Source organism: Phenylobacterium glaciei, assembly GCF_016772415.1.
GTDB classification, from domain to species: Bacteria; Pseudomonadota; Alphaproteobacteria; order Caulobacterales; family Caulobacteraceae; genus Phenylobacterium; species Phenylobacterium glaciei.
This window is the reverse complement of record NZ_JAGSGD010000001.1, coordinates 1,082,380-1,102,753: the sequence shown is the minus strand read 5'-3', so window position 1 is coordinate 1,102,753 and position 20,374 is coordinate 1,082,380. Positions and strand designations below refer to the sequence as shown.

Here is a 20,374-nt window from a genome sequence, read left to right as displayed (position 1 = left end):
GGATCATGAGTCACCGCCCGACCGGCGCGCCTCCGCCAAGGTTAGTGGCGGTGTTGGGGCCGACAAACACCGGCAAGACCCACCTCGCCGTCGAGCGGATGCTGGGGCACGCCTCGGGCATGATCGGTCTGCCGCTGCGGCTGCTGGCCCGGGAGATCTACGACCGTATCGTCAAGGCGCGCGGCGCCCGCTGCGTGGCCCTGATCACCGGCGAGGAGAAGATCGTCCCGCCGCGGGCCGTCTATTTCGTCTGCACCGTCGAGGCCATGCCGCTGTCGCGCGAGGTGGAGTTCCTGGCGGTGGACGAGATCCAGCTCTGCGCCGACCCGGAGCGCGGCCACGTCTTCACCCACCGCCTGCTGCACGCGCGGGGAACCTACGAGACCATGCTGATGGGCGCCGGCACCATGGCGCCGCTGATCCGCCGCCTGCTGCCAAGCGCCGAGATCGTCACCCGCGAGCGGTTCTCCAGCCTGACCTATGCGGGGCCGAAGAAGCTGACCCGCCTGCCGCGCCGCTCGGCCGTCGTCGCCTTCTCCGCCGACCAAGTCTACGCCATCGCCGAGCTGATCCGCCGCCAGCGCGGCGGGGCCGCCGTGGTCATGGGGTCGCTGAGCCCCCGCACCCGCAACGCCCAGGTGGCCCTCTATCAGTCGGGCGAGGTCGACTTCCTGGTGGCCACCGACGCCATTGGCATGGGCCTGAACATGGACGTCGACCATGTGGCCTTCGCCGGCCTGCGCAAGTTCGACGGCAAGCGGACACGGTTCCTGCACCCGCAGGAGGTGGGCCAGATCGCCGGCCGGGCCGGGCGCTTCCGCACCGACGGCACCTTCGGCGTCACCGGCGAGTGCGAGGACATGGACGCCGATCTGGTGGACGCCGTGCAGGAGCACCTGTTCCAGCCGGTGGCGGCCGCTGAATGGCGCAACGCCAAGCTCGACTTCTCATCCCTGGCCAACCTGATGACGTCGCTGGCCGCGCCGCCGACCTTCGACGTGCTGAAGGCCTCGGCCGAGAGCCTGGACGAGGTGACCCTGCGCCAGCTGGCCGCAGATCCCGACATCGCCGACCGGGCCCGCGACAAGCCCTCGCTGGCGCGGCTGTGGGACGTCTGCCAGACCCCGGATTTCCGCAAGGTGGGCCACGAAGAGCACCTGCGGCTGACGCGGGACTTCTTCGAATATCTCACCAGCCGCAACCGGCGGATTCCGGAGGACTGGATCGCCGGCCAGTACCGGCACCTGGACCGCAACGACGGGGAGATCGACACCCTGTCGGCCCGTCTGGCCAGCGTGCGAACCCTGGCCTATGTCGCCAACCGCCCCGATTGGCTGACAGACGCTGGCGCCTGGCAGGCCAAGACCCGGTTGCTGGAGGACAAGCTCTCCGACACCCTGCACGAGAAGCTGATGGCCCGCTTCGTGGACCGCCGGACCAGCGCCCTGATGCGGGGTCTGCGGGTGCGCGAGGACATGCTGGCGGGCGTCGCAGAGGACGGCACGGTCACCGTCGAGGGCCACTATGTCGGCAAGCTGCGGGGCGTGACCTTCGAGGCCGAGCACGGCGCCTCGATCCTGGAAGAAAAGGCCCTGCGTGCCGCGGCCACGATGGCGGTCGGACCGGAGATCAACAAGCGGCTGGGCCAATTGGCCGGTGAGGCGGACGGCGCCTTCAGCCTGACGCCGGACGGTATGGTCCTGTGGCGCGGCCAGGCGGCGGGCGCCATTTCCGGCGGCTCGCCCTTCGCGCCGCGCGTACGGCTACTGGGAGAGCTGGGCAATCCCGCCGCCCGCGAGCGCGCCACCCGGCGGCTGGAGGCCTTCCTCGCCGCCGAGGCCGTTCGCCGGCTGGGGGCGTTGCGAAAACTCGAGACCGGCATGGCGGAGGGAAAGATCAAGGGCCTGGCCCGCGGCCTCGCCTATCGGCTGATCGAAGCCGGCGGGGTCCTGGACCGCACGCCGGTCCGCGCGGAGGCCAAGGCGCTGAGCCAGGTGGAGCGCCGGGCGCTGAAGGGGCTGGGCATCCGGCTGGGCCATTTCAGCCTTTACCTGCCGGCCATGCTGCGGCCTGACGCGCTGAGCTTCGTCCAGGGCTTCGCCGACCGCGCCTGGCGCCCGCCGACCCAGGCCATCAGCCGCCTGCCCGATCCCGCCCCTGCCGCCACCGCGCTCGCCGCCTTCGGGCTGCGCGCCGTCGGTCGCCTGGCAGTACCGGTCGAGGCCCTGGAGCGGATGGACGACCTGATGCGGGCCGGAAAGCCTGGCCAGCTCACCGATGCCGACCGCGAGGGGCTGGGCTGGAGTGCGCAGGAGACCAAAGAGATTCTGCGGGCGCTGGGCTTCGCGCCGACCACCAAGGAAAAGCCCGGCGAGGACATGGTCTGGCGTCGGCGCGGCGAGGCGCCCACGGTCAAGCCCAGCGCGCCCTCCCCGAGCTCGCCCTTCTCGGCGCTGGCCGCCCTGAAGGACAAGCCTGTCCCCGCCCGCCGGCCCCGCCGCCGCCGTAAAGCGAAGGCCGCCAATCCATGAGCGAGACGGGCTGCCGCGCCGATGTCTGGCTGTGGCGGGCGAGGTTCTTCAAGACCCGCTCTCTGGCCGCCAAGTTCCTGGACGAGGGCAAGGTCCGCCTGACCCGCGCCGGCGCCGAGACCCGCATCGACAAGTGCGCGCGGCCCCTGAAGGTGGGGGATCAGCTGGTCTTCGCTGTCAGCGGCAAGCTGATCGCCGTGGCGGTGGAAGAGCTCGGCGAACGCCGGGGACCGCCGGCCGAGGCGCGGGGGCTGTATGCGACCCTGGGTTAGCTCCTCCGCACCAGATCGCGCGCCGCCGCCAGCAGGACCGGCGTCCAGCTCAGGATCAGGGCGAAGGTCATCAGGTTGGCGCGGCTGTTGTCGATGGCCGCAAAGGCCGTACCCACCATCGGCAACAGCAGCAGCAGGGCCAGGATCGGCCGGCGGGTATCTGAGGCTATGCAGATGCGCGACAGTAGGAACGCGTTGAGCGCCAGCCCGGCGAACTTGATCCAGGCGCCGGCGGTGGACCAGGCGAGCAGCTGGACTGAGCCCTCGGGGTTCTGGGTGATCCGCAGCAGGGTGACGGTTTCCAGGTAGTCGCCAGCCAGGGCCGCCAAGGCCACGCCGATGGCGGCCAGCACCAGGGGCTTGCGGAAGCTCAAGCCCAGGAACATCGCCGCGCAGATCTCGAAGGCTGTGTAGCTGGGGATATAGGCCTTCACGTCGAAGTGGTTCACCGCATCCATGGCGATGACGATCGGCGCGCGACAGGTGTCGCCCGGCGCGCCGAACACCTTCAGCAGGTCGGCCAGGGTGCGGGCCAGCTCGAAGTCCACCACCTTGCCCGGCGCCCAGCACGCCCCGGCGGTGGCCACCTCCGGCAGCCGTTGGAAGGCGACGGTGATGGCCACGGTGGCGAGACCGGTCACGACTGTGAGGCCCGCCCAGACGCGGTGCGATCGGCTTTCCATGGCTTCCCCCTCAGGATAGGCGCGAGCTTAGCCCGCAGGCTTCCATTGTCGATGCAGCCCATATTGCCCTAGCCTGGTAATCCGGCCCCGGAGAACCCCATGCCCAAGATCGTCGCCCCGCTTCTGGGAGCGCTGCTCAGCCTCGCCAGCCTGAGCGCGCTCGCCGCCCCTGCCCAGGAAAGCCGCAGCGTCGTGGGCCTGGCCGCGCCGGCGGAGATCCGGGTCGACACCTGGGGCATCGCGCACATCTATGCCGGCAGCGTCCGCGACGCCTTCTTCCTGCAGGGCTACAACGTCGCCCGCGACCGGCTCTGGCAGATCGACCTGTGGCGCAAGCGAGGTCTGGGCCTGCTCTCCAAGGACTTCGGACCGACCTATGTGGCCCAGGACCGCGCGGCGCGGCTATTCCTCTATCGCGGCGACATGGCCAAGGAGTGGGCGGCCTATGGGCCAGGCGCGCAGGACAACACCACCGCCTGGGTGGCTGGGGTCAACGCCTTCGTCGGCGAAATCGCATCCGGCAAGCGGCCCCTGCCCCTGGAGTTCAGGATCGCCGGCTCGACCCCCGACCGCTGGAGCGCCGAAGACGTGGTGCGCATCCGCAGCCACGGCCTGACCCGCAACGTCCCCAACGAGGTCGGCCGCGCCCAGATCGCCTGCAAGGCTGGCCTGCCCGCCGCCCGCCTCTACCGCTTCATCGAGCCGAAGTGGACGACGAAGGTCCCCGACGGCCTGGATCCCTGTTCTATCCCCGCCGACGTCCTGGCCGACTACCAGTTGGCCGGGGCCGGGGTGAAGTTCTCGGGCCCGCCCGAGCAGCGCGCCGCCCTGGAGGTTCCGCCCGAGGCGATCGGGTCGAACAACTGGACGGTCTCGGGATCCCGCACCGCCACGGGGCGACCGATCCTGGCCAACGATCCGCACCGCGAGCATGGCGCGCCGGGCCTGCGTTACATCGTGCACCTGAACGCCCCGGGCTTCTCGGTGATCGGAGCCGGCGAGCCCGCCCTGCCCGGGGTCTCCATCGGCCACAACGACAAGATCGCCTTTGGCCTGACCATCTTCCCGGTCGATCAGGAAGACCTCTACGTTTACGAGACCAAGCCCAGCGATCCCGACCAGTACCGCTATGGCGACGGCTGGGAGCCCATGACCGTGGTCAAGGACGTCATCCCCGTAAAGGGGGAGGCGGTCCCCCGCCCTGTGGAGCTGCGCTTCACCCGCCATGGCCCGGTGCTGAAGACGGAGGGCGGCAAGGCCTTCGCCATCCGCACGGTCTGGAGCCAGCCGGGGACCTCGGCCTATTTCGGCTCCACCGGCTACATGCAGGCCCAGGATTGGGCGGGCTTCAAGGCGGCCTTGGCCGGCTGGGGGGCGCCCTCCGAGAATCAGGCCTATGCCGACACCTCTGGCCACATCGGCTGGGTGGCGGCCGGCATGGTCCCGGCGCGGCCCAACTGGGACGGGCTGATGCCGGTGCCGGGCGACGGGCGCTATGAGTGGAAGGGCTTCCTGACGCCTGACCAGCTGCCCAGCGAGGCTGATCCCAGGCAGGGCTGGTTCGCCTCGGCCAACCAGATGAACCTGCCGGCGGACTATCCGGTGGCCGAGCGCAAGGTGGGGTTCGAGTGGTCGAACCCCGCCCGGTTCCTGCGGGTGGACGAGGTGCTGGCCGCCAAGCCCAAGCTGACCGTGGCCGACGCCATGGCTCTGCAGACCGATCCCTACGACATCACCTCGCGCCGGTTGATCGCCGTGCTGGCTCCGCTGAAGACCGATGATCCGAAGCTGACCCGTGCGCTCGCCCTGCTGCGGGGCTGGGATCACCGCACCTCCGAGGGCAGCGCCGGCGCGGCCCTGTTCGAGGTCTGGACCGGCAAGCATCTGGGCCGCGCCGTGGTGGCCGCCACGACGCCCAAGGACGTCCAGGGCGTCATCGGCAATGGCGACCTGGCCGCGGTCATGGAGCTGCTGGAAAACCCCGACGCCACCCTGCCGGCCGAGGCCCGCGACGCGGTGTTGAAGGCGAGCCTGACGGCGGCCTATGACGAGGTCTCCGCACGGCTGGGCCCTGACCCCAAGACCTGGGCCTGGGGCAAGCTCCACCACGCGCGCCTGGAGCACGCCCTGACCCCGCTGGCCGATGCAGCGACCCAGCCGTTGCTGGCGGCCGGCCCGACCCCGATGGGCGGGACCAGCCTGTCGCCCATGGCGGCGACCTGGCGGCCCGACGACTTCCGGGTCGTGGCGGGGGCCTCCTTCCGCATGGTCCTCGACGTCGGCGCCTGGGACAACAGCATGACCATCAACACCCCGGGCCAGTCGGGCAATCCGGAGAGCCCGCACTATCGCGACCTGTTTCCCAAGTGGGTGAAGGGGCAGTACGTGCCGCTGGTCTATTCGCGACAGGCGGTGGAGGCCGCGACGGAAACGGTCATCACGCTGACGCCTGCGCCATGAGCCTATCGGCGTCCTCAGATATCCTGCGGGCCGGCGGCATTGACAATTGGGGTCGCGACCGGGAAAACCCGCCGCCTAGACCTGCCGGAGTTCCAGTTCCGCGATGACCTACATCGTCACCGACGCCTGCATCAAATGTAAGTTCATGGACTGCGTGGAGGTGTGTCCGGTGGACTGCTTCTACGAGGGCGAGAACTTCCTGGCGATCAATCCGGACGAATGCATCGACTGCGGCGTCTGCGAACCCGAGTGCCCGGTGGACGCCATCAAGCCCGACACCGAGGACACGCCCGACTCCAAGTGGCTGAAGATCAACACCGACTACGCCAAGATCTGGCCCAACATCACAGTCAAGGGCGAGCCGCCCGCTGACGCCGAAGCCTTCGAGCGCGAGACCGACAAGTTCGAGAAGTATTTCAGCGAAAAGCCCGGCCGCGGCTCCTGAGCCCCGCCTCGCGCCAGGGGTGCAAGCCTTTCTTTCGGCTGATTTTTATGCTAGGGTGACAATGACGTGGCGAGAAGCGTTTCGCGCCCGCCACGTCTTTTCTGCAGAAGAGCCGTCCCCGGCCGCATACGCCTTGAACAGGCGAAGGGTGTCCTAGAGGTCTATTCCGTTCTCAAGAATGTTGTCCGCCGCACTTTTGCGGAGGGACATCTTTCGCCCTGAGCTTCGGAAAACCTGGATGCGTCGACGGGATCGGACGAGGTCGAAGGGACTTAGCTGATGAGCAAGACTGGTCTGGATTTCTCGGTTGGCGATCATGTCGTCTATCCCGCCCACGGGGTGGGTCAGGTACAGGGGATCGAAACTCAGGAAGTGGCCGGCTACTCGCTCGAAGTTTATGTCATCACCTTCGACCACGAGAAAATGACCCTGCGCGTCCCGACCGCAAAGGCCCGCACCGCTGGCCTGCGTTCGCTGGCCGAGGGCAATGTCGTCACCCAGGCGCTCACCACCCTGAAGGGCCGCGCCCGCGTGAAGCGCACCATGTGGTCGCGTCGCGCCCAGGAATACGAAGCCAAGATCAATTCCGGCGACCTGATCTCCATCGCCGAGGTCGTCCGTGACCTGCACCGCGCCGAAAACCAGCCGGAACAGTCCTATTCCGAACGCCAGCTCTATGAGTCGGCCCTGGACCGCATGGCCCGTGAAGTCGCCGCGATCGAACAGATCGACCGCGACGCCGCCATCGGCATCCTCAACAAGAACCTGATCAAGGCCGTCGCCGCCTAAGGGCGCCGATCACCGCTGATCTTCGAGACGCCCGGCCCCCAACGGCCGGGCGTCTTCGTTTGCGCGATTGAGATCTTGTAGCAATTTGCTATACTGACGTAATGAGAGAGGTTGCGTTTAGCAAGGCGGCTCTGCAGGCGCTTCGGCGTATGCCGGCCAATACCGCCGCGACGATACGCGCCAAGATCGACCAGTACGCTTCCCACCCGGAGTCCCTGGCCAACAACGTCACCCGACTGAAGGGCCGGACCGGATTTCGTCTGCGGGTTGGGGACTGGCGGGTGATCTTCGACGACGATGGCGTGGTCCTGGCCATTCTCGCCATCGGACCTCGCGGCGGCGTCTATGACTAGGAGTGAGCCATGAACCAGATCACCACCTTCACGACCCCCGGCGGCGAAGAGATGGTCGTCCTGCCGCGCGAAGATTTCGACCGGCTGGTCGCCGCGGCGGAAGATCACGCCGATGTCGCAATCTATGACCAAGCCAAGGCGCGGCTGGCCACGGGCGAGGATGAACTGGTGCCCGCCGCCGTGGTGGATCGCATCCTGCAGGGCGAGAGCCCGATCCGGGTGTGGCGCCAGCATCGCGGCCTGACGTTGAGCGACCTCGCGGACACCACATCGCTGTCCCAGGCCTACCTCTCTCAGATCGAGACCGGCAAACGGGTCGGTCAGGCCGAGACCCTCCGGGTCATCGCCACGGCGCTGGGCGTAACGATCGACGACCTGATCTAGCTCTCCCCACCGGTACGATAGTCGCCGAAGGTTTGGTCCCGGGCGGTGAGCGCCTGGGTCACCCCCTGGCGCATCTGGGCCATGTAGTCGCGGCTGGCGGGCGTGTGCCAACCCAGGGCGTGGAGGTCGGTGCCGGCCCGCAGACCCGCGCGCAGGCCCATGGCCTCCATCTGCCGGTGGACCAGGCGCTTGTTGAGCTGGGCCAGTTCTGGGTCGACCTTGGCGATCCGCTGCGCCATGGCCAGCACCTCGGCTTCCAGCTCGCCGACTGGATGGGCGCGGTTGGCGAAGCCCAGGCGGACGGCCTCTAGCCCACTCACCGAATCGCCGGTCAGCATCAGCTCCATGGCCGCGCGCATGCCCATGAACCAGGCGTGGTACTGGTTGTCGGGCGGGCTCATGGTGCGCACCGCCGGGTAGCCGATCTGGGCGTCCTCGGCGACGTAGACCAGGTCGCAGGCCACCGCGAGCTCCGAGCCGCCGGCCAGGCACCAGCCATGGACCTGGGCGATCACCGGCTTGGCGAGGTCCCAGATGCGGAAGCAGCCCTCCACTACGTGCCTGGCCCACTGTCCCTGGCCACCGGCGGTGTAGTAGGGAAGCTCGCCAAGACCGGCGAGATCGTAGCCTGAAGAGAAGCAGGTCCCGGCGCCGCGGAGGATCATCACCCGCACCTCGGGGTCCCGGTCGCCCGCCTCAAGGGCGGCGAAGATCTCCCCTCGCAGGGCGTTGGAAAGCGCGTTGCGCTTGGCCGGGCGGTTGAGGGTGATGCGCCGGACATGGGGTGCGGGATCGTCGGTGAGCAGGATGGGGTCGTCGGCCATGATCTCTCTCCCTAAAGTCTTGTTTTCAGGCATCCTCACCCCCTGACGTGGCGGCGGGCAAGGAGTGCGAGATGAAACCTGTTCTGGGCCTGGTCCTGGCCGCCACGGTCGCCGGATGCGCCCACGCCGGTCCCATCAGTTACAGCGACCTGCTGGGCCGCGAGCGGCCCCATGCGGACGTCCGGATCGCCTACGGCGCCCTGCCGCTGCAGTACGGCGAGCTGTGGCTGCCGAAGGGCAAGGGCCCCTACCCCCTGGTGGTGATGATCCATGGCGGCTGCTGGCTGGCCGACCTGCCGGGGACCGAGCTGATGGACTACGTGTCTGACGACCTGCGCAAGGACGGCGTCGCGGTCTGGAACCTGGAATACCGCCGCATCGGCCACGATGGCGGCGGCTGGCCCGGCACCTTCACCGACGTGGCGGCCGGCGCCGACCATGTCCGCGAACTAGCCAAGACCTATCGGCTCGACCTGAACAACGTGGTCTTCGCCGGTCACTCGGCGGGCGGTCATCTGGCGCTGTGGGCCAGCAAGGCCAGCCCCCTGCGCGGGGAAAACCCCTTCCTGCCGAAGGGCGCCGTGAGCCTGGCCGGGATCATCGACCTGGCCGCCTATCGCGAGACCGGCCCCGACGCGTGCGGCGGACCGGGCACCATCGACGCCCTGACCGGAGCGCTGTTCCGCAAGACCAAGGATCTCTATGGCGGGCTCTCGCCGGCCGCCATGCTGCCGCTGGGCGTGCCCCAGGCGGTGATCTCCGGGGAGCTCGACCCCATCGTCCCGCCCCGCTTCGGCGCGGCCTATGCGGCGTCTGCCAAGGCCGCGGGCGACCCGGTCACCGCGCTGAACCTGAAGGGCGCCGGCCACTTCGAACTGATAGATCCCAAGGCGCCGGCCTGGGCCGTCATCAAGGCGCAGATCAAATCCCTGCTGGATTGACGCAGGGTCGCGCTTGACGCCGGACCCTGCCCCCGAAAAGGTCGCGCCAACGACTTCAGGGAGGCGACACGCCATGAAACTCTACGACTCGATTGGCCCCAATCCGCACGTGGTGCGCATCTTCATCGCCGAGAAGGGCATGACCATCCCGACCCAGAAGGTCGATCTGATGGCCGGCGAGAACCGCAAGCCCCCCTATAACGAGAGCATCAATACCGCCGGCCAGATCCCCGCCCTGGAGCTGGATAATGGCCACAAGGTCTGCGAAATCCTGCCGATCTGCGAGTATCTGGAAGAGGTCCACCCCTCCCCCCCGCTGATCGGCGCCAATGCCGAGGAGCGAGCCGAGACCCGCATGTGGACGCGGCGCATCGACCTCAACATCTGCGAGCCCATGGCCAACGGCTTCCGCGCCGCCGAGGGCCGACCGCTGTTCGAGAGCCGCATGAAGCTGGTGGGCGCCGAGGGCGCGAGCGACCTGAAGGCCATCGCCAAGGACCGCCTGCTCTGGCTCGATGGCCAGATGAGCGGCGACTATGTCTGCGGCGGCCGCTTCACCCTGGCCGACATCCTGCTCTACGGCTTCCTGACCTTCGGCGCGACCGTGGGCCAGCCGGTCCCCGAAGAGGCCAAGTGGGTCAAGGGTTGGATGGAGCGGGTCAAGGCCCGCCCCAGCAGCGCCGCCTAGACTTCTAGAACTCTTCCCAGCTATCGGCGGCCGCGGCGCGGCCGCCGCCGAAGGCCTTGGCCAGCCGGACCTGCCCCTGGGCGACCGGATTGCGGGCCGGGGTGTGACGATCGGCGCGGGCCAGTTCCGGCCGCGCGGCCTGCCCGCCGATCTGGAAGCCCTCGACGAGCCGGGCCAGTTCGACGGCCTCGCCGCGCAGGTTGGAGGCCGCCGCGGTGGCTTCCTCCACCATGGCGGCGTTCTGTTGGGTCACCTGGTCCATCTGGTTGACGGCGGTGTTGACCTGGGCGAGGCCGGTGGCCTGCTCCTGCGACGACAGGGCAATCTCGGCGATCAGGCCGTCGATCTCGGTGACCCGCGCGACGATCCCTACCAGGGCCTCGCCGGTCTCGCCCACTAGGCGCACGCCCGCCCCCACCTGGGCCGACGAGGCGCTGATCAGGGTCTTGATCTCCTTGGCCGCGTCGGCCGAGCGTTGCGCCAGGGCGCGCACTTCCGAGGCGACAACGGCGAAGCCACGGCCCGCCTCCCCGGCCCGCGCCGCCTCGACGCCGGCGTTGAGCGCCAGCAGATTGGTCTGGAAGGCGATCTCGTCGATCACCCCGATGATCTGGCTGATCTTGCCCGAGCTCTGCTCGATCTCTCCCATGGCGGCGACGGCCTCGCGGACAACTTCCCCCGAGCGCTCGGCGTCGGCCTTGGCGGTGGTGGCGGCGCCAGAGGCCTGCTTGGCCCCCTCGGCGCTGCGCCTCACCGTGGCGGTGATCTCATCCAGGGCGGCGGCCGTCTCCTCCAGGCTGGCGGCCTGCTGTTCGGTGCGCCGGGAGAGGTCATCCGAGGCGCTGGCGATCTCGTCGGCGCCGCCGCGGATGCCGCCGGTAGAGGCGGCGATGGAGACCATGGCCTCGCGCAGGCTCTCGATGGCCTGGTTGAAGTCGTCCTTGATCTGCTGGTAGCGGCCCTCGAACCCGGCGTCGATGTGGGCGGTCAGGTCGCCGGCGGCCACCCGTTTGAGGCGGTCGGCCAGGGCGGTGACCACGGTGTTCTGCTCAACCTCGTTTTGGGCGCGCGCCTCGTTGCGGGATCGCTCCAGCTCGACCTCGGTCACGTCGGTGGCGAACTTGATGATCTTGTAGGGACGTCCGGCCTCGTCCAGCACCGGATTGTAGGAGGCTTGGATCCAGCAGGGCTTGCCGCCCTTGCCGACCCGCTCGAACTTGGCGGAGATGAACTCGCCCTTGTTCAGATCCCGCCAGAAGTCGCGGTAGGCCGCGCTGTCCTTCTGATCGGCCGGCACGAACATGCTGTGATGCCGACCCTCGACCTCGGCCGCCGTATAGCCGAGAGCCTTGAGGAAGTTGGCGTTCGCCCGGAGAATGGTGCCGTCCAGCTTGAACTCGATCACCGCCTGCGACCGGTCCATGGCATTGATCTGGGCCTCAAGCTCCCGGACCCGCTGCGCGTCAACCGCCTTGGCTTGCGCACGACCACCAAACAGCATCCGAATATGCTCCGCTTCAGCACCCAAACCAGGTGCGACATCCCTCGCACCCAAATCTCTAACGCATCGCTAATTGCGGCGTCTGGCCGAGGCGCCGCGACGCCGAGGATCGCCCCTAGCCCGTCGGGTCGGGCTCCTGCGCACTTTGACGCGGTTAACCAAAGCCTAATTGCGCCATGCGAGAAGCACGCTTTAGGCGAGCACCGTGCGATCGACAGGCGACGCACGCCTTCAGGACTGCCGGCCTCATGCCCCTGATCCGACTGATTTCCGCCTTGGCAGGCGACACCGAGCTTGCGGTCTTGGTGACGAACGGAAAGTTGACGCCGCCCTGGACGGCGATCGGCAAGATAGCAGCTTAGGGGGCCGCGCTCAGTCGGCCGGCGCGGGGACAGGTTGGGCGATTACGGTTCGCGGACCGCGCGCCAGTTCCGCCGCCAGAACCTCGCGATCCAGGTCTCCGTCCCATCGCGCCACGACCAGGGTCGCCACGCCATTGCCCACCAGATTGGTCAGCGCCCGGCACTCGCTCATGAACCGGTCGACCCCCACCAGCAGGGCCAACGCGGCGATTGGAATATCCGGGATCACCGCCAGGGTGGCGGCCAGCGTGATGAAGCCGGCCCCCGTGACGCCACTGGCCCCCTTCGAGGTCAGCATGGCGACGCCCAGCAGGGTCAGCTCCTGGGTCAGGGTGATGGGGGTGTTGGTGGCCTGGGCCAGGAACAGGGTGGCCAGGGTCATGTAGATGTTGGTGCCGTCGAGATTGAAGCTGTAGCCCGCCGGTATCACCAGGCCCGCCGTGGTCTTGCCGGCCCCCAGCCGCTGCATCTTGTCGATCATCTGCGGCAGCACCGACTCCGAGGACGAGGTCCCCAGCACGATCAGCAGTTCCTCGCGGATATAGGCCAGGAACTTCAGGATCGAGAACCCGGACATCCAGGCGATCAGGCCCAGCACCACCAGCACGAACAGCAGGCTGGTGAGGTAGAAGGTCCCCACCAGGGCGGCCAGCTTCACCAGGGCCGCGATCCCGTACTTGCCGATGGTGAAGCCCATGGCTCCGAAGGCGCCGATCGGCGCCAGGCGCACCACCACCGCGATGATGGAGAAGAACACCTTGGAGATATCCTCCAGGGCGCCGGCCACCTTGTCGCCGAACGGCCCCAGCCGGGTGCAGGCCAGGCCGGTGATCACCGCGATCACCAGCACCTGCAGCAGTTGACCCTCGGCGAAGGCCCCGAAGAAGGTGTCAGGGATCAGGTTGAGCAGATAGGTGACGAGGTCAGGGCTGTGGTGGGCCTTCTCCAGATAGTCGGCGGCGATCTTGGGATCGAGGCTGGCTGGGTCGACATTGAAGCCCGCGCCAGGATGCACCAGCTTGCCCACCACCAGGCCGATCACCAGAGCGACCGTCGAGACCACTTCAAAATAGATGAGCGTCTTGGCGCCCAGCCGGCCGAAGGCCTTGATGTCGCTCATGCGGGCCATGCCGGCGGCGATGGTGCAGAAGATCACCGGGGCGATGGCCATCTTGATCAGCTTGATGAAACCGTCGCCCAGCGGCTTCAGCGCCACGCCGATCTCGGGCCACAGCCAGCCCACCAGCACGCCCAGGGCGATGCCGATTAGGACCTGCACATACAGCACCCGAAAATAGCGTAGAGCCCCCATCCGCATCTTCCCTTTCGCCGCCATGCGCCCTTGCGCTATCACCCCACCGGTCAGGCCCGGTAGCTCAGCAGGATAGAGCAGCGCTTTCCTAAAGCGAAGGTCGGGGGTTCGAGTCCCTCCCGGGCCGCCAGACAGTCTCCGCTACCAGTCTCTTTCGGACGGAGCAGTCCCCTGTCGTTTGAATTCCCCCAGCTATTCAGGCCTCAATCCGTCACGGGCGAGCGAGTTTCGGAGCCGGCACTAGGCCAAATTGGCCGCAATTCGAGGCCTCGTCTCCGGGCCTCAAAAAGCGCGACGGTTTCCCTGCTAACAGGGAAATTAACAGGGAGTCTCACGGGTGGTGGCGAAGCCCGATATGGCAAACCTACGGCAAGTGGCTGTTTGCGTGGGGATATTCCGCGTGGGCGCTTTGCGACCATAAAATCGGGCAGGGAATTCGAAGCGACCTGATCAGGGAATTTAGTTCTCAGGATCAGGGACCTTACCAGTTGCGCTTCAGGACTGAGAAGACCCTCTCTACCGCTATCGGTACGACTCAAACCAAGCACGCTGATCGGCCCATGCGAGCGGGACCCTGGACTTCAGAATGATGCGCAGGTTGAGCCGCTCGGGCTGGGCGCCGCACAGAATCCTCTGCTGAAGATCTGGGGCCAGAAAGGCCAGCCGGCTGAGTTGGCGCTGGTGCAGATTCGCTGGCGCCGCGGCCTCGATCAATTGGTCCTTAGCGGTCAATGGCGAGGCCTTTAGGCTGGCAAGTTCTGCGTGCGCCGCCTTCAAGCCGTTCACAAGACCCAGACTTGACTGGGCAGGTGCGGCACCCTGCGATCCGTTGATCCACGTCCGGCCCCCCCGCAGTTGCAGCCGCTGAGCGAGAACAAGACGGAAGGAGTTTGGGAAGCCGGGCTCAGAGAGCAGTTGCTCGTCCGGCTGCAGCAGCCGCTCCAAGGCCTGCTGCGCAAGCGCCGGATGCTGCCCAACGAACAGCTGATCGGCATCGAGGACGAGGTGGGTCTCGGTGGCTCGAAGTTCGACCCGCCGGATCAGGGATTTCAGATCCACGGGCGTGACATCATCGCGCGCCATTAACCGGCCGAGCTGAGCGACAAGGTAGCTCTCGACGGCAGGCGCCGAGACTCGGCGGATCACCTCGTCGGAGGGCTTGGTCTTCCCGAGCTGAAGTGGCATCGAGATGTAGTATCGATAGCGCCCACCATGCCGGCCATAGCCAAAGCTGGGGCTCATGGGCTGGCCGGACGCGTCAAAGATCCGGCCGGTGAGTACGGACGTCCCAGCGCGCGTCGGCCGCTCGCGATGCTGGCGGTGGTTCTGGTCCAGCATCGCGCCCACCGCGTCGAACAGTTCGGCAGGCACGATCGGGGGATGAAGGCCGGGGAATACCTTGTCCTTGTGAACGATCTCACCGCGATAGAGGCGGTTGCGCAGCAGGTGAAATAGCGAGCCGCGGCTGATGGCTCGACCGCCCATCGGCTTGCCTTCCAATGAAACCCAGGCCTTTGACCGGACACCCTGCTGCTCAAGCTCCCGTGCCAGAGTATTCACCGATCCGAGTTCAAGGTAGCGTTCGAATATCTGCCGAACGATTGTGGCCTCTGGCTGGTTGATTTTCAGGGTCCGCTCGGCGGCGTCATAGCCCAACGTCAGCATGCCCCCCATCCACATCCCCTTGGCCTTGGATGCGGCGATTTTGTCCCTGATCCGCTCCCCCGTGACCTCACGCTCGAACTGAGCGAAAGACAGCAGCACATTGAGGGTCAGCCTGCCCATGCTGCTCGTGGTGTTGAAGGCCTGGGTCACCGAGACGAACGAGACGCTTTTGGCGTCGAAACGGTCGACGATCTTGGCAAAGTCGGTCAGCGACCGGGTCAGCCTATCAACCTTATAGACCACCACCACGTCGATCCTGCCGGCCTCGATGTCGGCCAACAAAGCCTTCAGGCCCGGCCGATCAATCGAGCCGCCCGAGAAGCCGCCGTCGTCATAGTTGGTCTTGATGGGAAGCCAGCCTTCGCCGGCCTGCGAGAGCACATAGGCCTCGCACGCCTCACGCTGAGCATGGAGGGAATTGAAGCCCTGCTCCAGGCCTTCCTCGGAAGATTTTCGAGTGTAGATGGCGCATCGCAGCGTCTTGACCATCAGGTGGGGCTTCCCGCCCGCAGGCCAAAGAACCGGGGCCCGTTCCACTTAACCCCGGTGATGGCCTGGGCGACGGCCGAGAGACTTTGGTAGGTCTGGCCCTCATACTGGTAGGCGCACTCGCCCACGGTCACCTCATGCCGTCGGCCTTGCCATTCGCGCACTATCAGCGAGCCGGCAGACAGTTGCCGGTCTCGCGGCGAAGCCGACGCGCGCCGAAGATTGCGGCGGGTCTCGGCATCCAGCCCGCCGAAAGCTTCAGCTTGGATGCGCCAAGCCAGCAGCCTGGCCAGGAGGTCCACTGAGCGGAGCTTTGGCGGCGCGCCATAGCGGCGGCGCCAGGCGTGCCTGAGGCCATCGAGGTCCAGGTGCTCCAGCGCCCGAACCTCTTCAGTTATCGCAAGGGGATTGGTCACGTCGTGGCGTCCACGAGGACACGGTAGACACGCTGGCCATCGATTTTCTGCGAGACGACGTCGAGGCCCCTCCCGCTTTTGATCGATCCGGAGATTGCCCCCCGGACTGAGTGGGCCTGCCATCCGGTCGCCCGCATGAGGTCCTCTATGGTCACGCCTTCAGGGCGTGAAAGCAGCGTGACAACCAAGTCAGTCTTAGTCTGGGCCTTTACTATGGGCACAGTAGCTGGCTCGTCAGCGTCCGCGTTGGCTGATTGCGCCGCGGCGCCTCCAATCGCGGCGCGGGCCGCCTGAGTGATGATCAAACGGCTTGGCCCGTCTGCTCCCGGCAAGGAGATCAGCATGCCCCGTCGGATGAGGGAGGTGATCGTCGTCTGTGCCGTATCTGCGGGAGGGATAAAGCCTTCCGTCGCCGCGGCTTGGGTGAGTAGCTGGGCCTGAATCCTAGTAAATTTGGTCATGTCAGAATCTCGCTTTCCGGGCGGGGATGGTCCCGGCACTGCCGCGAGCCCGGAGTACCCGGGCATATTCGTCGCGCGATCTTTTGCCTGTAGCTTCAAGGTGATGAGCGCTCTGGTCGCGACTGAAGTCCAGTGCTTATCCCCGCTTTACAGCCTTCGGCCTCCGTTCTGTGACCGCGGATAGATGGTTAGAAAGATCGGTCCGCCCGACTATTCCGCTTTACAGATTGACCGCGGTCCGCTCATCTTCGTTTGAACCACGGGCACAGAATCTGAGGGGTCTCCGTTCCAATTGTGGATCGGAAGACCAAGCCCACCGAAACTGGAAATTGGTGTGCCTCAGATTCGAAATGCGCGTCGCGCTGGCGATGCCGCGCGTCGGAAGGACTCTAGTCAGTCCTTGGCTGCGTCGCTGCTTCCCGAGAGCCTGGATCTCAAGATCGATCTCGTCGAGACGGGATTGCTTAAGCTCTATCCGGGCAACCCACACACACACTCCGCCAAAAAGCGCGCGAAGATGCGCGCCTCTATCCTGAGCCGTGGCTTTGTAGACGCCATCACGGTCGATCCCGACAACACTATCATCGATGGGCAATGTCGGTTTGAAATCGCGCAAGAGCTCGGACTTGCAAAGATCCCGGTTATCCGCATTGCGCATCTCAGCCCTGCTGAAATCCGTGTCTACCGACTAGCGGCCAACAAGCTCGCCATGGAGTCTGGTTGGCATGAGGATTTGCTCCCGGCTGAGCTTCAATCCCTCGAGAATCTACAGCTCAACACTCCTCTCGAGCTAACGGGCTTTGATGGGGCAGAACTGGACAGCCTTCTCGAACACAAGCCGGCGCCGAAGGACGAACAAGACAACCGCATCCCTGAAGGCCAGGGCCCAATCGTCACCCGCTCCGGTGACGTCTTCCTGTTGGGAGTCCACAAGCTGCACTGCGGAGATGCCTGTGACGTCTCAAGCTACGAGATGCTCATGGGCGACGAGCGCGCCCGAATGGTGTTCGCGGATCCTCCCTACAACACTCCCATCGACGGCTACGTAGGGGGCCATGGGAAGATCAAGCGCCGTGAATTCGTAGCGGCGGCTGGGGAACTCAGCGACGAAGAATTCCAAGAATTCCTTCGTAAGGCCATGGCCGCCGCGGCCGCTTATAGCTTGGATGGCGCCATCCATTTTCAGTGCATGGATTGGAAGGGCTACCCGACCTTGGTTGCGGCCGCCGCTGCGGTCTACTCCGAGCAGAAGAACTTGATCGTCTGGGCGAAGTCCAACGCCGGGATGGGAACATTCTACCGAAGTCGCCACGAACTGATCGGTGTCTTCAAAGTTGGTACAGCTCCGCACCGAAACAATTTCGGCTTAGGCGAGACGGGCCGCTGGCGCTCGAACGTTTGGGAATACCCGGGCATGAACGCCTTCGGGCGTGGCCGGGACGCGACACTTGCGCTCCACAGCACCTGCAAGCCCGTCGCCATGGTTGCTGACGCCATCAAAGACGTCAGCGCACGAAATGAGATCGTCCTGGACCCCTTCGGGGGATCCGGGACGACCCTCATCGCCGCCCAGAAAACTGGCCGGCGCGCCCGTCTCCTCGAACTGGACCCTTGGTTCTGTGACGTTATTTGCCGCCGCTGGCAGGCCTACACCGGAAAGCCCGCGGTGCTCGGGGCCACGGGGGAGACTTTCGATGAACTAGCAACATCCCGCGAAGGAGCTCTTGAAGACAATGTCCCAACCAACTGATCAGCCTGTCGGCTACGGCAACCCGCCCGTCCATAGCCGCTACAAGCCGCTACAATCCGGAAACCCCAGCGGCAGACCTCGAGGCCGCAAAGGTTTCAAGCAACGCATGCAGGAACACCTGGATAGGGTGGTCACTGTTGTCGAAAACGGGAAACTAGTGAACCTCACCGTTCTCGACCTTATCTTCAAAGGGCTCGCGAACTCTGGAGCCAAGGGAAACGTCCCTGCCGCAAAGCAGGTCTTCAGCCTGATTAAAAATTTTGGCCTGGAGACTGAGCCGCCCGTGCCCCTGTTTGATGCCAGTGATGAAGTCTTGGCGGGCATCATCTACGGCGCCCAGAAGATCCTGGATCGGAGAGGGAAATCACACCTCTACCAAAAGGTTCAAACCGAGGACGAGAGCAAAGCCACAGATAAGGCCCTTGAGGCCTCCCGGCGCCGAAAAGTTCGGTGAGGTTACGGCCCGTGGCGCCTTCAACGCCACGGGCTGCTCAAGTCGAGCCGGCCGTCTGAAATCCGGGCCCGGGAAGCGAGCCCGATCCTATTCCACCTTGGGCGTGAAGCGAGCTAGCCAGGCTCAGTGGCAGCTTGACCCGTGCGGCGTCCCAGGTGCCCTCTCCACGACTTTGTGGGACAGGGTCACCGACTGCAGCCCCCGTTCGCGCCACTCCGGACCAGCCCTGCTCAGCTAGAAATAGTCTAAGACGGCATCCGCCCTAGGCGTTCAAAATTTCCTCACTGCTGGTGGCGATTCACGCTCGGCCTCTTGGTCGGGGCTCACCAGATCAACCGGGGTTACGCCGAGTGCGAGGCCAATCTCATAGAGCGTCAGAACCGTCGGGTTTCCATGCCCCCGCTCGATCTCGCTTATGTGCTGTTGCGGAAACCCAGTACGCGCGGACAACTGTTCCTGGGTAAGACCCGCCGCAGCGCGAAATCGGCGCAAGTTACGCCCCACCAGCCTCCGCATATCCATGGGCAGAGCGTTGACTGGCGCTTGAAGCCGAGTTTATCAGTTATACCATGTACGAGGGGGATCAGGCGGCGGCTGGGTTGGAGTTGAATTTCCTCCTTTCCAGCTCTGGAATGGATCCCGGCTCAGTCGTTGTACTTCGGCACAGGCCCCGCGAGGCCGCAGTCCGCCGGGTCTTGCCGTCGCTCATTTCGGAGCGCCCGGATCTCTTCCACCTCTACCAAAGCCTCCAGGATGGCATGGCTGTCCGCGCGATCAGCCGAGCACGACACGTGGCGGCCTTCGCGGGCCTGGAGGCCGGCTCGGCCGTCTTTGCAGGCCTCTTTGCGGTCAACGGCACTTCACTCATACCAGGTCCGGAATTCTGGGCTCGCCCTGATCTCCAGGAGCTGGCCACCATGGGCGTCAAGGGCCTGGAGGCGGGGACGGACCTCGTTGCGATGGACCTGGAGCCTCTGGACACTTGGCGCGCTTGGGGGGGGAAGCTCACGATAGATTGGCCGGCGCCTGAGCGCTCATGGTTTCGGCGAGCGGAGCGCAATCGGCTGCCGGTTAGCGCGATTACCCTGGAAAGCCAATTTGTGACGTCCATGCCGCCGGCTGACGAGCTGGTGCTGACCTGGGATCAGTTGCGGGTCATCCCCGCCAGCTGGCGGGCCAAACTGGCCGAATGGCGAGGCGTCTACTACGTCTTCGATGTCCGCCGCCGGAGCGGGTATGTGGGTTCCGCGGCAGGGCACGAGAACCTCCTTGGGCGCTGGATGAGCTATAGCGACAGCGGTCATGGCGGCAATGCTGGGCTTAAGGCTAGCCAGCCCTCGGATCTGCGGTTCAGCATCCTTCAGCGCACATCACCAGATCTGCTGAGGCCCGAGGTTGAGCATATTGAGGCTCTGTGGAAACGGCGCCTCCACACACGGGATTTCGGCCTTAATGAAAACTGATGCTGACGCGATCTGAAGTCCGCGTAGCGCCAACAGCGGAAGTTAAGACGCCGCCGGAAACTTGCCGTTCAAACCTGCCGGGCCACGGCCGCGACGGAGAGTTTCGGCCCAGAACCCGACGGTGAGAATCG

Annotated in this window: 20 protein-coding genes and 1 tRNA gene; 13 read left to right on the top strand and 8 right to left on the bottom strand. The window is 66.0% G+C overall.

Annotated features, from left to right (window positions below; translation table 11 throughout):
• Positions 1 to 5 precede the first annotated feature (5 nt).
• A complete protein-coding gene (locus JKL49_RS05310) occupies positions 6 to 2,531 on the top strand; it encodes a helicase-related protein (RefSeq protein WP_215338748.1) in 2,526 nt (841 codons plus the stop codon).
• Positions 2,528 to 2,803 carry a S4 domain-containing protein gene (locus JKL49_RS05305; RefSeq protein WP_215338746.1) on the top strand — a complete coding sequence of 92 codons (276 nt, stop codon included), beginning with the start codon at positions 2,528 to 2,530 and terminating at the stop codon, positions 2,801 to 2,803. Before JKL49_RS05310 ends, JKL49_RS05305 begins: the two co-directional genes overlap by 4 nt.
• On the opposite strand, the gene JKL49_RS05300 is transcribed toward JKL49_RS05305, so the two are convergent.
• Positions 2,800 to 3,486, bottom strand: coding sequence for a hypothetical protein (locus tag JKL49_RS05300; RefSeq protein WP_215338744.1), 687 nt, complete (start codon positions 3,484 to 3,486; stop codon positions 2,800 to 2,802). The two genes, JKL49_RS05305 and JKL49_RS05300, sit on opposite strands and share 4 nt — an antisense overlap.
• 99 nt (positions 3,487 to 3,585) lie before the next feature.
• Here JKL49_RS05300 and JKL49_RS05295 point away from each other — a divergent pair, with 99 nt between their 5' ends.
• The 5 genes from JKL49_RS05295 to JKL49_RS05275 all read left to right on the top strand — a co-directional run bounded on the left by JKL49_RS05295 (position 3,586) and on the right by JKL49_RS05275 (position 7,917).
• Entirely contained in the window at positions 3,586 to 5,946 is a 2,361-nt protein-coding gene (locus JKL49_RS05295; RefSeq protein WP_215338742.1) for a penicillin acylase family protein, read from the top strand.
• Between the two features lie 103 nt (positions 5,947 to 6,049).
• Positions 6,050 to 6,391 (top strand): ferredoxin FdxA, encoded by a 342-nt coding sequence (fdxA, locus tag JKL49_RS05290; RefSeq protein WP_215338740.1) that lies wholly within the window; start codon positions 6,050 to 6,052, stop codon positions 6,389 to 6,391.
• A gap of 279 nt (positions 6,392 to 6,670) precedes the next feature.
• Positions 6,671 to 7,180: a CarD family transcriptional regulator gene (locus JKL49_RS05285; RefSeq protein WP_215338738.1), complete on the top strand. Its 510-nt coding sequence runs from the start codon at positions 6,671 to 6,673 to the stop codon at positions 7,178 to 7,180.
• A 101-nt stretch (positions 7,181 to 7,281) separates the two neighbouring features.
• On the top strand, positions 7,282 to 7,533 hold the full coding sequence (locus tag JKL49_RS05280) for a type II toxin-antitoxin system RelE family toxin (RefSeq protein WP_283816620.1): 252 nt from the start codon (positions 7,282 to 7,284) through the stop codon (positions 7,531 to 7,533).
• Positions 7,534 to 7,542: 9 nt separating this feature from the next.
• Complete coding sequence (locus tag JKL49_RS05275) at positions 7,543 to 7,917, top strand: helix-turn-helix domain-containing protein (protein WP_215338734.1); 375 nt, start codon at positions 7,543 to 7,545, stop codon at positions 7,915 to 7,917.
• Here JKL49_RS05275 and JKL49_RS05270 read toward each other — a convergent pair.
• Positions 7,914 to 8,741 carry an enoyl-CoA hydratase-related protein gene (locus JKL49_RS05270; RefSeq protein WP_215338732.1) on the bottom strand — a complete coding sequence of 276 codons (828 nt, stop codon included), beginning with the start codon at positions 8,739 to 8,741 and terminating at the stop codon, positions 7,914 to 7,916. The two genes, JKL49_RS05275 and JKL49_RS05270, sit on opposite strands and share 4 nt — an antisense overlap.
• Before the next feature lie 71 nt (positions 8,742 to 8,812).
• On the opposite strand from JKL49_RS05270, the gene JKL49_RS05265 reads away from it, so the two are divergent.
• Positions 8,813 to 9,682 carry an alpha/beta hydrolase family protein gene (locus JKL49_RS05265; protein ID WP_215338730.1) on the top strand — a complete coding sequence of 290 codons (870 nt, stop codon included), beginning with the start codon at positions 8,813 to 8,815 and terminating at the stop codon, positions 9,680 to 9,682.
• Between the two features lie 73 nt (positions 9,683 to 9,755).
• The gene (locus JKL49_RS05260; protein WP_215338728.1) at positions 9,756 to 10,370 is read left to right on the top strand and encodes a glutathione S-transferase family protein; all 615 of its coding nucleotides are present in this window, start codon (positions 9,756 to 9,758) and stop codon (positions 10,368 to 10,370) included.
• Positions 10,371 to 10,374: 4 nt separating this feature from the next.
• Here the strand turns inward: JKL49_RS05260 and JKL49_RS05255 are convergent, their stop codons facing one another.
• Positions 10,375 to 11,871: a methyl-accepting chemotaxis protein gene (locus JKL49_RS05255; protein WP_215338727.1), complete on the bottom strand. Its 1,497-nt coding sequence runs from the start codon at positions 11,869 to 11,871 to the stop codon at positions 10,375 to 10,377.
• 372 nt (positions 11,872 to 12,243) lie between these two features.
• Positions 12,244 to 13,545 (bottom strand): C4-dicarboxylate transporter DctA, encoded by a 1,302-nt coding sequence (gene dctA, locus JKL49_RS05250; RefSeq protein ID WP_215338726.1) that lies wholly within the window; start codon positions 13,543 to 13,545, stop codon positions 12,244 to 12,246.
• Between the two features lie 53 nt (positions 13,546 to 13,598).
• Between dctA and JKL49_RS05245 the strand changes: the two genes are divergently transcribed.
• A tRNA-Arg gene (locus tag JKL49_RS05245) sits at positions 13,599 to 13,675 on the top strand.
• Positions 13,676 to 14,067: 392 nt separating this feature from the next.
• Here JKL49_RS05245 and JKL49_RS05240 read toward each other — a convergent pair.
• From JKL49_RS05240 to JKL49_RS05230, 3 genes are read right to left on the bottom strand one after another with little or no spacing between them, the layout of a single operon-like run.
• A complete protein-coding gene (locus tag JKL49_RS05240) occupies positions 14,068 to 15,699 on the bottom strand; it encodes a recombinase family protein (RefSeq protein ID WP_215338725.1) in 1,632 nt (543 codons plus the stop codon).
• Positions 15,699 to 16,115: a DUF2924 domain-containing protein gene (locus tag JKL49_RS05235; protein ID WP_215338724.1), complete on the bottom strand. Its 417-nt coding sequence runs from the start codon at positions 16,113 to 16,115 to the stop codon at positions 15,699 to 15,701. Before JKL49_RS05235 ends, JKL49_RS05240 begins: the two co-directional genes overlap by 1 nt.
• A complete protein-coding gene (locus JKL49_RS05230) occupies positions 16,112 to 16,576 on the bottom strand; it encodes a DUF3489 domain-containing protein (RefSeq protein ID WP_215338722.1) in 465 nt (154 codons plus the stop codon). Before JKL49_RS05230 ends, JKL49_RS05235 begins: the two co-directional genes overlap by 4 nt.
• Before the next feature lie 400 nt (positions 16,577 to 16,976).
• On the opposite strand from JKL49_RS05230, the gene JKL49_RS05225 reads away from it, so the two are divergent.
• Both JKL49_RS05225 and JKL49_RS05220 read left to right on the top strand, forming a co-directional pair.
• Positions 16,977 to 18,326: a site-specific DNA-methyltransferase gene (locus JKL49_RS05225; RefSeq protein WP_215338720.1), complete on the top strand. Its 1,350-nt coding sequence runs from the start codon at positions 16,977 to 16,979 to the stop codon at positions 18,324 to 18,326.
• Positions 18,310 to 18,780 carry a DUF5681 domain-containing protein gene (locus JKL49_RS05220; protein ID WP_215338719.1) on the top strand — a complete coding sequence of 157 codons (471 nt, stop codon included), beginning with the start codon at positions 18,310 to 18,312 and terminating at the stop codon, positions 18,778 to 18,780. Before JKL49_RS05225 ends, JKL49_RS05220 begins: the two co-directional genes overlap by 17 nt.
• A gap of 270 nt (positions 18,781 to 19,050) precedes the next feature.
• Here JKL49_RS05220 and JKL49_RS05215 read toward each other — a convergent pair whose 3' ends face one another.
• Positions 19,051 to 19,296 (bottom strand): helix-turn-helix transcriptional regulator, encoded by a 246-nt coding sequence (locus JKL49_RS05215; RefSeq protein WP_249778173.1) that lies wholly within the window; start codon positions 19,294 to 19,296, stop codon positions 19,051 to 19,053.
• A 179-nt stretch (positions 19,297 to 19,475) separates the two neighbouring features.
• Between JKL49_RS05215 and JKL49_RS05210 the strand changes: the two genes are divergently transcribed.
• Positions 19,476 to 20,243 carry a GIY-YIG nuclease family protein gene (locus JKL49_RS05210; protein WP_215338717.1) on the top strand — a complete coding sequence of 256 codons (768 nt, stop codon included), beginning with the start codon at positions 19,476 to 19,478 and terminating at the stop codon, positions 20,241 to 20,243.
• Positions 20,244 to 20,374: the final 131 nt, after the last annotated feature.